We start from the raw sequence: 15,616 nt of genomic DNA on the forward strand, positions 1-15,616 counted from the left end.
TAAAATATAATCCTAGATAGCATAAAATCATTTGCCACTGGATCATATCATTTTCACATCAATATTAATTTTTATGGAAAATTAATTGTGAAACTTCGAAAATTAATACTGCAAAACTTTTTATCATGCTGATCATTTCCATAGATGTGAAAAACGCATTATTTACCATTTCTTCATAACAATTAGCACAAACCAACAAAACTGTTTTGTTACATCATGGTAAATTACAGAACCATATCCCTTTAAAGATATATTAATATTAAAAGCTATTTGTTTTAGAATTCAATAATCCAGAAACCTGCATTCGCTCTCTTGATTCTTTTATACTTTTGATCACCGCCAATGCTGCATTCAAAGCCCTTCGCCCCGCAACCCCATCCACGAGAACAGGTATTCCATCAAGACAGGATTTTACAAAAGCATTATGCTCAGCCTCCATATTATCATGATCTTTCCATTTCACCACTTCTCTTCTAAATCCATTGGTACCAGGTAAAGGCATACCCTTTTCTTTTCCAATCATGACCAATTGATTTTCCACAAAATCAGCCGATAAATACCCTTCTTCGGAAAAAATTCGCATTTTACGCTCAGTTTTTAAGGAAATACGACTGGCTGCAATGGTCGCAACGCATCCATTTTCAAAAGTAACCCGAGCATTTGCTATGTCTTCGAATTCTGATGTCACGGATGCACCCAACGCATCCACTTTTCGTATATGAGATGGTACGATAGCTAGAACAAGATCGAGATCATGGATCATTAGATCAAGAATAACAGAAACATCAACCCCTCTCGGCTTGAAAGGTGCAATTCGCATGGTTTCAATATATAAAGGCTTCTTTATACGTTCATGTATAACTTTCTGTTCCGCTGAATAACGTAAAAGATGTCCAACTTGCAAGACAAGTCCACGACTATTTGCCAGATCAATGAGATGATCAGCCTGATCAAGCGTTGAGGCAATCGGTTTTTCTATTAGAACATGTCTACCTTTTTCAAGGGCCTCAAGGGCCAATTCATAATGAAATTCGGCAGGTGCGGCAATAATCAAGGCATCACAAGATTGTAACAGCTGGTCAAGTGGCATATAGGGAACATTACCGGCTTCTTTTCCAACTTTTATTGCATTGCCAATTACTGGATCATAGATACCGATCAAATTTTCCCGTTCTGCTTTAAAAGATTTTAAAGCATGAAAACGACCAAAATATCCCGCCCCAGCAATACCCACACGCAAAATCGACTGTTCTGCCATTTGTTTTCTCGCTTTATATTAAATTTAAACTTACAATTTTTCTTAAATTTGGATAGAAAATAAAATATTCTTAAACGTATTTAAACATTGTTTTTATTTATAATGCTATATATACCTTGCCATATAATAGTATTATAACCAAAACATATTGCATCGAATAACATGACAACGACCCTGTTGTTAAACGTTCCCTTTAACCATTTTCAGTCCATCGGGACAAAAAGGATTTAGTCGTTACTGCGATGATGTATTACAGTCGAACAAAACTTGCCCTGGTTTTTGCCACTTGTTTCATGGGGCTATTATTATGTTTACCCAATTTTGTTAAACATCCATCTTTTAAGATACCTTGGCATCAGATCCATCTTGGCCTTGATTTAAAAGGAGGATCCTATTTACTGATGCAGGTGGATGTGGAGACCATCAGCAAAAACCGTTTACAGACGTTGAGTGACAATGTTCGGCAAACCCTTATTTCCAAAAATCTGGGTTATCGCAATTTACATATGGTTCCCAAAGATCATACCATTGTTTTTAATTTGCGTGATCAAAGTGAAAAAGAGGGTGTTATATCTGCATTGAGATCAATGCCAAAAGCGGTTCCCAATGAATTTGAGGTTAGTAATAACAATGATCAAATTAGAATGGAACTTTCAACTGATGCAATGCAGCACCGCGCAAGCGAGGCGGTAACTCAATCCATTGAAATTGTTCGCAAACGTATCGATGCAACAGGTGCTGTCGATCCATCCATAACCCGTCAGGGTACAGACAGAATCGTTGTTCAGCTACCAGGCGTCAGTGATCCGAACCGGATTAAGCAATTACTTGGTACAACAGCTAAAATGACATTTCACTTATTGGATGAAAATGCAAACCCAAACCTACCTCCACCTGGTGTAACATTTCTCCCAATAGCTGGAAATGAAAATGAAAAATTACCAATACGTGATCATATTGAAGTTGACGGTGCCGACCTAACAGGAGCAAGTGCTGGATTTGATCAGCAAAATGGCGAATATGCAGTAAATTTCAGTTTTGACAATGCAGGCGCACAATCTTTCGCAAATGTTACCCGTGCCAATATCAACAAACGTTTCGCTATAGTATTGGATAATAAGGTTATAGAGGCACCTGTCATTCGGACTCCAATCACAGGCGGGAATGGTCAAATTACAGGCGGATTTGATGCGCAAAAAGCCACTGATCTTGCCTTACTTTTACGAGCAGGTGCCTTGCCTGCTCCGCTAAAAGTGATGGAAGAACGTTCAATTGGTCCATCACTGGGGGCTGATGCTATCAGGGCTGGAGGATTGAGTCTGGTAAGCGGTTTTGTCCTTGTGATTATTTTTATGCTTCTATTTTATGGTCGTTTTGGTCTCTATGCGAACATCGCTTTATTTGCAAATCTCGTATTGATGAGTGCCATTTTATCTCTTTTCGAAGCGACACTAACCTTGCCAGGTATGGCGGGAATGCTTCTAACCCTTGGAATGGCAGTTGACGCAAATATTCTTATCAATGAACGCATTCGCGAAGAAACACGTAATGGCCGTACGCCCCTTAACGCTTTACAAACTGGATTTGATCGTGCTCTCAATACAATCATCGACAGTAACGTCACCGCTTTCATTGCACACGTCATGTTATTCATATTTGGAACGGGTGCGGTCAAGGGATTTGCATTGACTATCACCATTGGTATTGTTACGACCCTTTTCACCACCTTATGCCTCTCCTGGATGCTGACAATTCGCTGGTATGCTGTCACCCGCCCTAAAGAACTTCCGATTTGAAAGAAAGAATATGCTTGGTCGTCCTTTATTACATCTCGTCCCACATGGCACAAAAATTCATTTTATGCGTGGACGCTTTGCCGGCCTGATAACATCAGCGGTTTTATCTATTGCATCAATTATTCTTTTCTTTCATCCCGGCTTGACATTGGGACTGGATTTCCGTGGCGGTATTGTGGTTGAAGCGCAAACTCCTGAACCTGCTGATTTTAGCAAATTGCGCAAATTTTTATCTGATGCCGACATTACAGCAGCTGGATTACAACAATTTGGTGGGAAAAATAATGTCCTGATCCGGCTTGACGCACCCAAAGAAAATAATGGCGATGCAACCCAGATATTGATCAGCAAAGTCAGATCAGCCGTTACAAATTATGAAACTGGTACAAAAATTGTACGAGCCGATGCTGTTGGTGCCTCTGTTTCCTCTGAATTATTCAGAAATGGGCTTTTGGCACTTGGAATTAGTCTTTTTATGATTATGATTTATATCTGGTTTCGATTTGAATGGGAATTTGCACTTAGCGCCATTATAACCTTGCTTCTTGATTTAACAAAAACAATTGGATTTCTTGTAATCACACATTTTGAATTCGATCTGGTCATGGTGGCTGCCATCTTGACAATTCTAGGTTATTCAACAAACGATAAAGTTGTCGTATATGATCGAGTAAGGGAAAATCTAAGAAAATATCATTCCATGCCATTTCAAGAATTGCTTGACCTATCAATTAATGAAACGTTAAGCAGAACCCTTGCCACTTCGTTTACCGTGTTTTTAGCCGCCTTACCTCTTGCTCTGTTCGGTGGTGCATCTCTTTCTGGTTTTGCCTGGATAATGTTATTTGGTATTGTAGTAGGAACTTCTTCCTCCATCTTCATTGCCGCTCCCCTGCTTCTATTTATGGAAGAGGGAAGCTTGAGAAGAAAAACCAAAAGATCATCCTAGAATTATTTCATGAGCAGTTTAAAAGAACTGCTCAATTTTTAACGAATATTATTTTTATTCAAAGACTGTATCAGTATTTCCACAGAATTTTTTGCATTTTTCAAATTATGCTTATTCGGTTTCGATAATGCCATCATAACGTAATGTTTAGCATTTTGATCCTTTAAAAAAATATCCTGGAAATCAGTCAATGAAACAGAAGATAAGCTACCTAGATAACCAATACACATACCATGAGTAAATATGTAATTATAGGCAATAGAATGTGGGGTTACGCGTTCAGATGACTTTAATGAATTTTTTTGTGATTGACAGGCACTCAAGGGAAACAAAAAAAAGGTTAATCCTAATAAAACATATCGCTTAAACATTTAAAACTTCTTTGTTCCCATAGACTTGTAATCAATTTATCAAAAATTGATCTAGGATTGTTTTCTGTTTGCAAGAATATCTCTTATTTCCTGCAGTAAAACTTCCTGTTTTGTTGGTTGTGCGGCTTTAACTTCTTGCTGCGTCTTGATGCGATTATAGATATCATTCAACCCTCTGACAATCAGGAAAACAACAAATCCGATAATTAGAAACTGAATAATCGTGTTGAGAAAAACTCCAAAGTTTAAAGTTACCGCACCTATTCTTTGTGCCTCGGCCAGTGTTTTAACATGAGGTCCCTTTAAGGTGATAAATAAATTACTGAAATCGACACCACCTAGAAACAAACCAATGATGGGATTGAAAATATCATTCACCAAACTTTTAACCACACTTGTAAAAGCGGCACCAACGATAATACCCACAGCCAGATCAACAACATTACCCCGCATGATAAAGGATTCAAATTCATGAATCCATTTAATGCTCCTACTTTTTTTAGCCATATTTTCATTACTCATTTTCATTTCCATTCAATTGCTCTAAAAAATAGTTACGTATCAATTATATTTGAAAAAAGAATTTTAAATAAGAAAAAAATGTCAAACAGTAAAAAATAACAAAGAAGAGATTGATTTCGAGCAGTAAAATGACTATAAATACATTTTCTTTCTCCGTCTGTTAACGGAGTTTTTTTTACAATCTGTTAAGAGAAAATCATGAAAAACGATATCCATCCAGATTATCACGAAATTACAGTCGTCATGACAGACGGTACTGAATTTAAAACCCGTTCCTGTTATGGCTCTAATGGCGATACATTGCGTCTTGACGTAGATCCTAAATCTCATCCTGCATGGACCGGAGTTCAGCGTATCAATGATACACGGGGTCAAGTTGCGAAATTTAACAAGCGTTTTGCTGGTATCGGACAAAAAAAGGTTTAAATAATTAGATTATTTTATTAACCTTATTGATGTAAGGGTGACTTCAGCACCCTTATCTTAATCAAATAAAATTACTAAATTACAGCTTTTAAAATAGTATATATTGTTTTAACTTAAAATTTATAGTTTTAAGTTTTTAATAATATTCTACTCTATTTTTATCATACAGGATTGTCATGACCTTACCTCTTATGCCTAAGGCTACCGCAGTATGGCTTATTGAAAAAACTGCTTTAACCTTTAATCAAATTGCAGAATTTTGTGGCATGCATCCTTTGGAAGTCCAGGCAATTGCCGATGGCGAGGTAGCTCAAAGTATCATTGGCTATGATCCTGTTGCCAATGGCCAGTTAACCCAAGAAGAGATTAATCGCTGTGAGGCTGATCCAGATCTAAAACTAAAACTATCAGCAAATCGCATGCAAATCGTCAAGCGATCAAAAGGCGCAAGATATACTCCCATTTCAAAGAGAAATGATCGTCCTGATGCAATTGCCTTCCTGTTAAGAAACTATCCCCAATTGCTAGATCAGCAAATTGCCAAGCTTTTGGGAACGACTAAAGATACAATTGCCAAGGTAAGAGATAAACAGCATTGGAATTCCGCCAATATTAAACCACGTGATCCAATCATACTGGGATTATGCAGTCAAATGGATTTAAACAGTGCTGTTGCCGAAGCGAACAGACGTGTTGAGAAGGATGAGACGGATAACCCTTCCCTTAATCCCTCAGAAACAACAGAACATCAGGAATCTTCAGAAACAAAGAAAGAAGAGCTAGATATCAATCATATATTTTCTAATTATTCTGAAAAAAACAATCAATCCGACGATCTAAATTAATTATGCCATTATCCCATCCCTCTTCATCAAATATCTCCTTTGCTGTTGGTGTTATTATGGGCAGCCAGTCGGACTGGGATATTATGAGTCACAGTGCTGATATATTAAAAAAACTTGATATATCACATGAAGTAAAAATTGTATCGGCTCATCGCACACCCGATCGATTAAGGGAATATGCAACATCCGCTGTTGAACGGGGAATCAGGGTTATTATTGCAGGCGCAGGTGGCGCTGCACATCTTCCCGGTATGGTTGCCGCCTGGACACATTTGCCAGTTCTTGGTGTACCAATGCAAACCCATGCCCTAAACGGCAAGGACAGTTTGTTATCAATTGTGCAAATGCCTGCAGGTATTCCGGTTGGCACCCTGGCCATCGGAAAAGCTGGGGCCATTAATGCGGCACTTTTGGCAGTATCTATCCTATCCATCGCTGATCAGTCAATCGCCCAACGCTTAGTTTCCTGGCGCAAAGCACAAACAGATTCTGTCGCTATTTCTCCACTTTAATTATAAATTATTAATAAGAGGGACTTATGCTCTTACCTAATTCAACCATAGGAATCGTTGGAGGCGGACAATTAGGCAGAATGTCTGCTGTAGCGGCGGCACGTCTTGGATTTAGAACACATATTTTATCTGACATTATGGATGCCCCTGCCGCTCAAGTGGCTTCTGGCATTACGGTTGGATCTTATCATGATCAATCAATTTTAAAACAATTTGCTGAACAGGTTGATGTCATAACATTTGAATTTGAAAATATAAATATAGAAGGAATAGAATATCTTGCCACCGTACGACCTGTTCATCCTTCCAGCAATGTCTTAAAAATCAGCCAAGACAGGTTTCTGGAAAAAGACTTTTTAAATCAACATGATATTCCAACCACTCAATGGATTTCTGTTTTTCAGTTAGAAGATGGCATAAATGCGGCAGAAAAACTGGGATTTCCTTTTATACTTAAAACCACTAGATTAGGGTATGATGGTAAAGGTCAGGCCGTTATCCGTACCGACAAAGAATTCAAAAAAGCCTTTAAAAATTTAAACCCTCACCCTCTAATTGCTGAAAAAAAAGTAAACTTTTATAAAGAAATTAGCGTGATGGTTGTTCAGAATGAACATGATGAATTACAAACATTCGATGTTACTGAAAACCGACATAAAAATGGAATTCTTGACCTTAGTATCGCACCAGCCCGAATTACCTCAACATTGCAAAATAAAGCCAAAGAGATTGCAGTTAAGATAGCCCAGGCTCTCAAACTTGTTGGTATCTTGGGAGTTGAAATGTTCATTGATGATCAGGATAATATTCTTGTCAATGAAATAGCACCCCGTCCTCACAATTCAGGACATTGGACAATGAATGCCTGTCCCTTTGACCAATTTGAAATGCATATTCGTGCTGTCACAAATCTTCCCTTACCGCCTATAGCTCGACATTCGGATGCCATCATGAAAAATCTTATAGGCCCCCAAACACTGGAATATTGGCCAAAGATTTTAGAAAATGGTCGAATGATAGGACATTTATACGGAAAAAAGGAAGCAAAACCGGGTCGAAAAATGGGACATGTCAATATAAATTTTCCATATAATGGTTTACCCGGAGAATTCGGAATTAAAGCGGCATTATCATTTCTTTGTTCTGGGGATTAAGCAATCCACTTTCCAAAAAAGAAAAATAGATACCATTCCCGATTATTATATGATCGGCGATATCAATATTAACTGCTTCCAAGGCTTCAACTAATATATATGTTAACTTTTTATCCGCTTCCGAAGGTAACGCTATTCCACTGGGATGATTATGTACCAGAATCAAGGATTCAACATCGAATTTAAAAACATATTTCGCTATTTCACGGATATGGATGGATGTGGTACTCACGGTCCCTGAAGCTTGATGACTGATTGAAATGATATGGGCATTCCTATCGAGAAGAATAATATAGAAATGTTCAATCGTTTCTCTTGATAAGAAAGCAATTAGATAATCGGTTAAATATTTTTTAAACCGTAGAATGTTTTTATTATAAATTTCTGATTTCAAAATACGTATGCTTGTTGCATATATAAGGGAAATAAACGCTATATCCTTTTCAGATAAATTGAATTCCTCAATTAACTGATTTTTGTCATAGGTAAAAAGATGCGGAAAAGATCCAAGTTTTGTTAGAATATTTTCTTGCCAATTTTCATTATGTTGTTCAAATTTTATCCATTGGGATAACAAAGTTAAATATTGTGAATCAGATTTTATATTATCTTGTTTTTCTTTCATAAAACTGTGCATTTTCATATTGAAAACATCCTCAATTCTCAAAATGTTGATTCTTTATGTTCGAATAGGATAAGTTCTTTATTAATACAGTTTAAATATTAATTACGTAAGATTATTAAGATTATATATACCAATAAATTAGGAGATTGAATTCTTGAATCAAAAAACTGCCAACAAACAGTGGGGAGGACGTTTCACCTCTGGACCTTCAGCCATTATGGAGCAAATAAATGCCTCTATCGGCTTTGATAAAAACTTATGGAAACAGGATATACAAGGGTCAATAGCTCATGCAGAAATGCTGGCCAAACAGAAAATAATTTCCGAAGCGGATAAAAACAGTATTCATCAAGGTCTTAGGGAAATTGAGCGAGAAATTCAATCTGGTCAATTCGAATTTAGCAGAGCTCTTGAGGATATTCATATGAATATCGAAGCCCGTTTGGCAGAACGTATCGGTGAGGCAGGAAAAAGGCTTCATACAGCACGCTCAAGAAATGACCAAGTTGCGACAGATTTTCGTTTATGGATCAGACAAAATATCGATGAATTAATTCCAATGATAAATCATCTGATGCTGACCCTTGCTTCCCGAGCTCTGGAATATGCGGAAACAGCTATGCCCGGTTTCACTCATTTGCAATCTGCCCAACCGGTGACGTTCGGTCATCATTTACTGGCTTATACAGAAATGTTGAATCGGGATCGAGGACGATTGATAGATGCACGCAGACGACTAAATGAAAATCCCTTGGGTGCGGCGGCTTTAGCTGGCACCTCATTCCCAATTGACCGCCAATTGACTTCTAAATTATTGGGATTTGACCGTCCCATGGCAAATTCACTTGACGCAGTCTCTGATCGTGACTTTGCCCTGGAATATCTTTCCGCTCTTTCCATCATGTCGATTCATCTTTCACGCATGGCGGAAGAAATTGTAATTTGGTGTTCATCTCCTTTTTCTTTTATCCAGCTTTCAGATGCCTATACTACAGGTTCATCCATCATGCCACAAAAACGAAATCCAGATGCCGCCGAACTGGTTCGGGCCAAAGTTGGACGAATTTCAGGGGCGCTTACAGGACTTTTGACCGTTATGAAGGGTCTTCCTCTCGCATATGTTAAAGATATGCAAGAAGACAAGGAACAGGTTTTTGCTGCAACCGAAACTATTATTCTGTGTTTAGCCGCTTGTTCAGGAATGATTGCAGATTTAAAGGCCAATCAAGACAATATGGCCTATTGGGCAGGGTCCGGTTTCTCTACAGCCACAGATCTCGCAGACTGGCTGGTTAAAGAATTAGAATTACCCTTCAGAACAGCTCATCATGTAACAGGAAAAATTGTCAGCTATGCCGAAACACATAATCTTGCTCTTGAGAATGTGCCTTTACAAAAAATGCAGGAAATCGAACCTTTGATTAACAATGATATATATTCAGTTTTAGGAGTTCAGTCCTCACTTGCCTCTCGAACCAGTGAAGGTGGCACCGCTCCCAAAAATGTAAGAAAATCTGCAAAAATATGGATCGATAAATTAAAGGATATATCATGAAACGTTTTTTTTCTCTTTTTTTCGCTCTTGGTAGTCTTGCAATCCTCACAATCACCCTGTCTGGATGTGGCAAAAAAGCATCTCCTAAACCGGTTGGTCCCCCCGAAAAAGTAATTTATCCCCGAGCCTATCCACCTCAAGACTAATCCATTAATCCCTGGGTGGAGTGGTGAGTAACACGGCCATGCCACCGGGACGATCTGAATAAGCGGCAATCTGAATTGCTGTTATAACCCATTCCTTATTTTTATTTACTGTAAACAAAGGGGCACCACTACTTCCATATGTGGCTTGACAGTCATGCGCAAGAATGGTTTTACCCCCATTATTTTTTAATATATCGGTTACATGACATTTTTGATCAGCATATAAGACTTCCTGACGGTCCTGATCATAACCAGCCAGATATATATTCATACCGATATAAGGTTGATTTTTATTAAAACCGAAAAAATCCTCTTGATTTGTTTTTTTATCATTAAGCACAAGATAGGCCCAGTCATGGTGAATATTGTCCAATGTGGCTTTTTCCGAACCCTCTCCCTTATAATTTTCTGATTTAATAATATTAAGGACATTATAAGCTGATCGATAAGTTTGTCGCTGGTATCCCAGAAGAAAATGAACAGAATGTGGGTTGACAAAATGATTGGTTTTTCTAATCCATAAACAATGAGCTGCAGTTATCACCAATCTTGAACTGACAAGAAATCCCGTACAATGCGTACCAAGCTCTGTTTGTACACGTCCCAAAATCTGCCAAGGTTTCTCTGCAGCATTTACCAATTGTCGATGATTGTTTTTTTGGCTAATGCCTGGCAAATCTTTTGCGGGAACGGAATAGGATAAGGTTGAAATCGATATAAATATCGTACATGCAAATATCCTGATAAAAATATTCAATTTTCCATCCCTTATCGCTATTTCTTTTTTCCTTAATAAAGAATAATTATATTATTCTATCCTACTGTTTTTTATAGATTGTTATAAAATCAGTATAATATTATTTTTTTCCGACTAAAGGCTTTTTGATTAATGTCATCTTCTAAAACCGAACCTGAAACAAATTATCAAACCCTTTTACAAACGCATCCAGACTTTATTATTGATGAAAAGAAGGGGCTCTGTTTTGGTAAAGTTCCACTTCAATCTCTTACTGATCATTATGGTAGTCCTGTATGGGTAATCAATGCAGATATATTAACATCACGTTTTCAAAAACTTTCTAAAGCATTTCTGCAAAACAAAATGGACATTTCTATTCATTATGCTGTGAAAGCAAATGATCATCTGGCCATACTTGATCTTTTGGCAAAAGAAGGAGCGGGAGTTGACATTGTCAGTCTGGGTGAATTAAAGAGAGCACTAAAAGTCAATATCAACCCACGAAAAATTTGTTTTTCAGGAGTGGGAAAAAGAGAGGAAGAATTAAAAGCCGCCATTCAATTAGAAATAGGCCAAATCAATGTTGAGAGCCGTGAAGAGCTTCATCTTATTTCTAAAATAGCAATGGATACAGGAAAAAAAGCCGCAATTTGTTTAAGAATCAATCCTGATGTCGATGCCAGAACGCATCATAAAATTACTACAGGTTTGGCGGAAAACAAATTTGGTATCGCTTATGAGCAAGCTCTTCAGGTTTACAAAGAAGCAAGCCAACTGGATAATATTCTCCCATTGGGATTTGATGTCCATATTGGTAGTCAGATTTCATCTGTAGAACCCTATAAAAAAGCTTTTTTAAAAATGGCGAAACTTGTTAAACAAGCACGTAAAGAAGGATTAGAGGTCTCTGTTCTAGACTGTGGAGGTGGTTTTGGCATTTCTTACTATGACGAAAAAGAGTCCGACCCATATGCTCTCGCTAATTTAATGCAAGGAATTTTCTCTTCCCTTAATATCCGTATTTGCATTGAACCTGGCCGCTGGCTGGTTGGTCCGGCAGGCATCCTGATCAGCAAAGTCGTCAGAAGAAAAAACAATGGGCCTGAGGCGCCCCCTTTCATTATTCTTGATGCTGCCATGAACGACCTTTTGCGCCCAGCGATGTACGATGCGTGGCACGGTATCTTACCTATACAGGCTGAAATATATAAGCGTCCCTTGGAAAAACAGAATATTGACGGTCCAATATGCGAATCCAGTGATATTTTTGCTCGCCAACGGTTACTTCCCCAATTAAGGGAAAATGATGAAATTGCCATTCTGGATGCCGGTGCCTATGGACACGTCATGAGTTCCTCTTATAATGCCCGTCCCCAAGCTTTACAATTGATGATCAAGGATAAAAGATTATTTGTTATCAAACCACGACAAACATTTGAATCCTTATGGAATAATGAAACTATACCCAACGGATAATTGATTTATATTATACCGAACATGTAAGCACAGTCAGTCATTATGGCATTCAGATTGGTTTTCTTTTATTTATAAAGGTCAATAAATAAAAATATATTTAATAAATATGTTTTTATTTCATTAGGTTTTAATCAAAAAAAGCACTTTATTTTTTTAGTGCTTTTTTAAAAATTATTTCAGTCTATAGCTCACACCATAATCGCATCAAATTATGATAAACATTTGTCAACTCTAAAATCTGAGGATCATTATCATCCATTCTGGTTCTTAACTTAATAATCGACATATCCAGATCAAATAAAACCCGCCTCTTGTCAGAATCTCGAATCATTGACTGGGTCCAGAAAAAAGATGCCCAACGACTGCCACGCGTTATTTTGCTGACAGAATGCAAGCTGTAGGTTGGGTAAACAATCATGTCGCCAGCAGGAAGCTTGATTGATTGCGCACCACTTGGATCATGCATGATCAGCTCTCCACCATCATAATCCTCAGGATTATTTAAAAACAAAGTCGAGGATACATCCGTTCTGATACGCATATTGGCTTCATGAATTGGACGTAACGCATTATCAACATGATCGGGAAACTCCATGCCTTCATCATAACGGTTGAATAAAGGCGGGCAAACCCGATAAGGAACAACTGCGGAATTGAAAATCGGATTACGTCCCAGAGCTTTCAATATAATTTCTCCCAATTCTTTACTTTCGGATGATTTCTGGTCAATTTGTATATTACGCTTGACCTGGGCAGATTGTTCACCTGCTGTTACCTTACCATCTACAAAAGGCGCCCGTCTATAAACAGACTGAACGTAAGCCAACTCTTCTTTATTTAAAACTTGAGGAATATGAATGATCATCAAACTAACCTAATTATATTTTGAAGTTATTCTAACATGTTCAAACTGAACATAAATGCTCTACCATTAGATGGTGTCACACGATTACTGAATAAAGAGTCATAGTTCAAACGGTTGGTCAGATTGTAAATATTGAACGACACTTTCCAATGATCGTCGAATTTATGAGAAAGCATGGCATCAATCGTTACATTTGATGGTACTTTTGCATTGTTTCTGTTATTCAAATAAACTGGTCCACGCCATGTTACACCTCCACCAATCAACAGGTTGAATGGTGTATTGGGCATTATATTATACGTTGTCCATAAATTTCCCTGATGAGAGGGAACATAGAACATGCGATTTCCCTTGACATTAGGCGTTAAAGAACCTGTAACTTTGCTATGATATGCAGCAAAGGCACCATAAACGCTCCAATTATTCGTAATATTACCGGATATACCCAATTCAATCCCCTGATTGTAACCTTTGTCACCCGTACTTGTCACCGCTCCTGACAATGGATCACTAACCATCTGGTTGCTTTTTTCAAGATGGAACAAAGATGCTGTCAGTCCCAACCGCTGATTCAAAAGACTCCATTTTCCACCCAGTTCATATAAATGGCTTTTTTCCGGTTTCATTCCGTTTTGACCATCCTTCATCGGTGCATACGAATTTGTCAAATACATACCTAATGGCGTTGTAGAAGATGACCATGTGAAATAGTAGGCCTGATTTTCATCAGGATTGAAGAGCAAACTTACTGTCGGATTGAACACATTATCGTTCGTCGACATACGGTGCGTTGTAAAGGATTTGCCCCCTTGGGTATTATAAAACGCTTCCCAGTTGTCATAACGGAAACCACCCTTAATTGACCAGGCTTTGGTGAACCATATCTGGTCATACAAGAAAACACCAACATCACGGGAATGCCCATATCTACGGGATGGATCCCCTACTTTACTGTTGGGATCACCAGGCATGATATGTATTGGATAATCAATCGCATCCGTTGGATGAACAAGATTGTTGTTTGGCAGGGATGCGGAAAATTGCCCGTAATGACGGCTTTCATGAGCATAGGCAATGTCAACACCAGCCGTTAATTGATGTTTGATAAAACTTGTATTGAAATTGGCAATTGTTGATAAAACGTTTTGGAACGACCAAGTGCTCTGTTCATATGGACTTGGACCTGCCGTTTGAATAATAGCATCCTGAGGACGACCATCAAAATATGGGTTACTACAATCTGCTGGCGTACATTTAGGTCGTGTAACAGAAAACTGACGTTGATAATTACCATATCGAGTATCGTTATGGATAACAATATCAGGAGTGATGTTATAGGTTAAGCGTCCCGTAACCTGGTTATCCTGGGTTTGGTCCTTATCCATTTTGTTACCATACCAATTTCCCCTTCTTATTCCATATTCGGTCGCAGGTTTACCAATTGTATGACCAGGTTTTGTAATTACAGGAACGCCATAATCGGGAATTCGATCATCCTGTTGATGTACAAATTGCAAAACATAACTTAAATCTGTTCCCAGACCAAAAGCTATGGATGGCGCCAGACCCCAACGATGGGAATATAAATTATCTCTTCCCACAACATTATTGCTGTTGGCCATACCTTCCATACGAACAGCAATATTATCATTAATCTGCTTGTTCAAATCAAAAGTGCCACGGTAATAATCACCGTTTCCACCAGTAAATTCAGCTTTATATTGATCTTTCAATATTGGTTTTTTTGTTACAACATTAATGGCACCACCCGTAGTTCCATTCCCAAATACAGATGAAGATGGACCCTTAATAACCACAACATTTTCATAATTGAAACTGTCACGGCTATAGACACCGAAATCTCTCAGGCCATCTTCATAAATATCATTCTGGGCCTGAAAACCGCGGATGAGAAACTGATTTCCGGACATGCCGCCACGTCCCTCCCCAACGGAAGAGGTTACCCCCGGTACATTTTTTAATGCTTCATCAAGAGATTTGACATTTTGCTCTTCCATAATTTTGGCCGGAACAAGATTGATATTCTGAGGGGTATGCATGATATCCTGTGGCATCAAACTGACACCTGTATTCTGCGTCAGAATATTATCATTCTTTTTTCCACGAACAAGAATATGCTCATTCGTTGTTGACTGGTTATCTGTTGTTTGATCTTTTGTTATTTGTTGATTTACTTTATTTGCTGATGATGCAACAGCATTGTTCGATTTTTCTGCATTTGCAGATTTGGTGATGGCGGTATTCCCTAATAATCCGACCATTACTGCCAATGATACAGGTTGAAGCGTCCTTTTTATTCCTGACAATTTAAAAATCCATCCAATAAAATACTGATAATGATAATTAATAACATGAG

The 15,616-nt window shown here is 38.1% G+C and carries 16 protein-coding genes; 9 read left to right on the plus strand and 7 right to left on the minus strand.

Annotated features, from left to right (window positions below):
• Positions 1-259: 259 nt before the first annotated feature.
• Positions 260-1,258 carry a Gfo/Idh/MocA family protein gene (locus GN303_RS05150; protein ID WP_110438113.1) on the minus strand — a complete coding sequence of 333 codons (999 nt, stop codon included), beginning with the start codon at positions 1,256-1,258 and terminating at the stop codon, positions 260-262.
• A 242-nt stretch (positions 1,259-1,500) separates the two neighbouring features.
• On the opposite strand from GN303_RS05150, the gene secD reads away from it, so the two are divergent.
• Complete coding sequence (gene secD / locus GN303_RS05155; RefSeq protein WP_110438114.1) at positions 1,501-3,054, plus strand: protein translocase subunit SecD; 1,554 nt, start codon at positions 1,501-1,503, stop codon at positions 3,052-3,054.
• Between the two features lie 10 nt (positions 3,055-3,064).
• Positions 3,065-4,003 carry a protein translocase subunit SecF gene (gene secF, locus GN303_RS05160; protein ID WP_110438115.1) on the plus strand — a complete coding sequence of 313 codons (939 nt, stop codon included), beginning with the start codon at positions 3,065-3,067 and terminating at the stop codon, positions 4,001-4,003.
• Positions 4,004-4,041: 38 nt separating this feature from the next.
• Here the strand turns inward: secF and GN303_RS05165 are convergent, their stop codons facing one another.
• The gene (locus GN303_RS05165) at positions 4,042-4,374 is read right to left on the minus strand and encodes a hypothetical protein (protein WP_110438116.1); all 333 of its coding nucleotides are present in this window, start codon (positions 4,372-4,374) and stop codon (positions 4,042-4,044) included.
• A gap of 51 nt (positions 4,375-4,425) precedes the next feature.
• Positions 4,426-4,896 carry a large-conductance mechanosensitive channel protein MscL gene (gene mscL, locus GN303_RS05170; protein WP_230880500.1) on the minus strand — a complete coding sequence of 157 codons (471 nt, stop codon included), beginning with the start codon at positions 4,894-4,896 and terminating at the stop codon, positions 4,426-4,428.
• A 198-nt stretch (positions 4,897-5,094) separates the two neighbouring features.
• Between mscL and rpmE the strand changes: the two genes are divergently transcribed.
• The 4 genes from rpmE (at position 5,095) to GN303_RS05190 (ending at position 7,833) form a co-directional block, all read left to right on the plus strand.
• Entirely contained in the window at positions 5,095-5,322 is a 228-nt protein-coding gene (rpmE, locus tag GN303_RS05175; protein ID WP_110438117.1) for a 50S ribosomal protein L31, read from the plus strand.
• A gap of 176 nt (positions 5,323-5,498) precedes the next feature.
• Positions 5,499-6,167 carry a DUF1013 domain-containing protein gene (locus GN303_RS05180; protein WP_110438118.1) on the plus strand — a complete coding sequence of 223 codons (669 nt, stop codon included), beginning with the start codon at positions 5,499-5,501 and terminating at the stop codon, positions 6,165-6,167.
• 2 nt (positions 6,168-6,169) lie between these two features.
• On the plus strand, positions 6,170-6,679 hold the full coding sequence (gene purE, locus GN303_RS05185) for a 5-(carboxyamino)imidazole ribonucleotide mutase (RefSeq protein WP_110438119.1): 510 nt from the start codon (positions 6,170-6,172) through the stop codon (positions 6,677-6,679).
• Between the two features lie 26 nt (positions 6,680-6,705).
• The gene (locus GN303_RS05190) at positions 6,706-7,833 is read left to right on the plus strand and encodes a 5-(carboxyamino)imidazole ribonucleotide synthase (protein WP_110438120.1); all 1,128 of its coding nucleotides are present in this window, start codon (positions 6,706-6,708) and stop codon (positions 7,831-7,833) included.
• Here the strand turns inward: GN303_RS05190 and GN303_RS05195 are convergent.
• A complete protein-coding gene (locus GN303_RS05195) occupies positions 7,796-8,458 on the minus strand; it encodes a JAB domain-containing protein (protein WP_197037442.1) in 663 nt (220 codons plus the stop codon). The two genes, GN303_RS05190 and GN303_RS05195, sit on opposite strands and share 38 nt — an antisense overlap.
• A gap of 154 nt (positions 8,459-8,612) precedes the next feature.
• On the opposite strand from GN303_RS05195, the gene argH reads away from it, so the two are divergent.
• Both argH and GN303_RS08830 read left to right on the plus strand, forming a co-directional pair.
• Positions 8,613-10,013 carry an argininosuccinate lyase gene (argH, locus tag GN303_RS05200; protein ID WP_231504001.1) on the plus strand — a complete coding sequence of 467 codons (1,401 nt, stop codon included), beginning with the start codon at positions 8,613-8,615 and terminating at the stop codon, positions 10,011-10,013.
• The gene (locus GN303_RS08830) at positions 10,010-10,159 is read left to right on the plus strand and encodes a hypothetical protein (protein WP_196424512.1); all 150 of its coding nucleotides are present in this window, start codon (positions 10,010-10,012) and stop codon (positions 10,157-10,159) included. Before argH ends, GN303_RS08830 begins: the two co-directional genes overlap by 4 nt.
• 4 nt (positions 10,160-10,163) lie before the next feature.
• On the opposite strand, the gene GN303_RS05205 is transcribed toward GN303_RS08830, so the two are convergent.
• A complete protein-coding gene (locus GN303_RS05205) occupies positions 10,164-10,916 on the minus strand; it encodes a trypsin-like serine peptidase (protein WP_158523851.1) in 753 nt (250 codons plus the stop codon).
• A 132-nt stretch (positions 10,917-11,048) separates the two neighbouring features.
• On the opposite strand from GN303_RS05205, the gene lysA reads away from it, so the two are divergent.
• A complete protein-coding gene (gene lysA / locus GN303_RS05210; protein ID WP_110438123.1) occupies positions 11,049-12,374 on the plus strand; it encodes a diaminopimelate decarboxylase in 1,326 nt (441 codons plus the stop codon).
• Positions 12,375-12,555: 181 nt separating this feature from the next.
• Here the strand turns inward: lysA and GN303_RS05215 are convergent, their stop codons facing one another.
• Together GN303_RS05215 and GN303_RS05220 are read right to left on the minus strand one after the other, a co-directional pair.
• Positions 12,556-13,239 carry a Fe2+-dependent dioxygenase gene (locus GN303_RS05215; RefSeq protein ID WP_110438124.1) on the minus strand — a complete coding sequence of 228 codons (684 nt, stop codon included), beginning with the start codon at positions 13,237-13,239 and terminating at the stop codon, positions 12,556-12,558.
• 26 nt (positions 13,240-13,265) lie between these two features.
• Complete coding sequence (locus tag GN303_RS05220) at positions 13,266-15,566, minus strand: TonB-dependent receptor (protein ID WP_231504002.1); 2,301 nt, start codon at positions 15,564-15,566, stop codon at positions 13,266-13,268.
• Between the last annotated feature and the right edge of the window lie 50 nt (positions 15,567-15,616).

Source organism: Commensalibacter melissae, assembly GCF_009734185.1.
Classification (GTDB): Bacteria; Pseudomonadota; Alphaproteobacteria; order Acetobacterales; family Acetobacteraceae; genus Commensalibacter; species Commensalibacter melissae.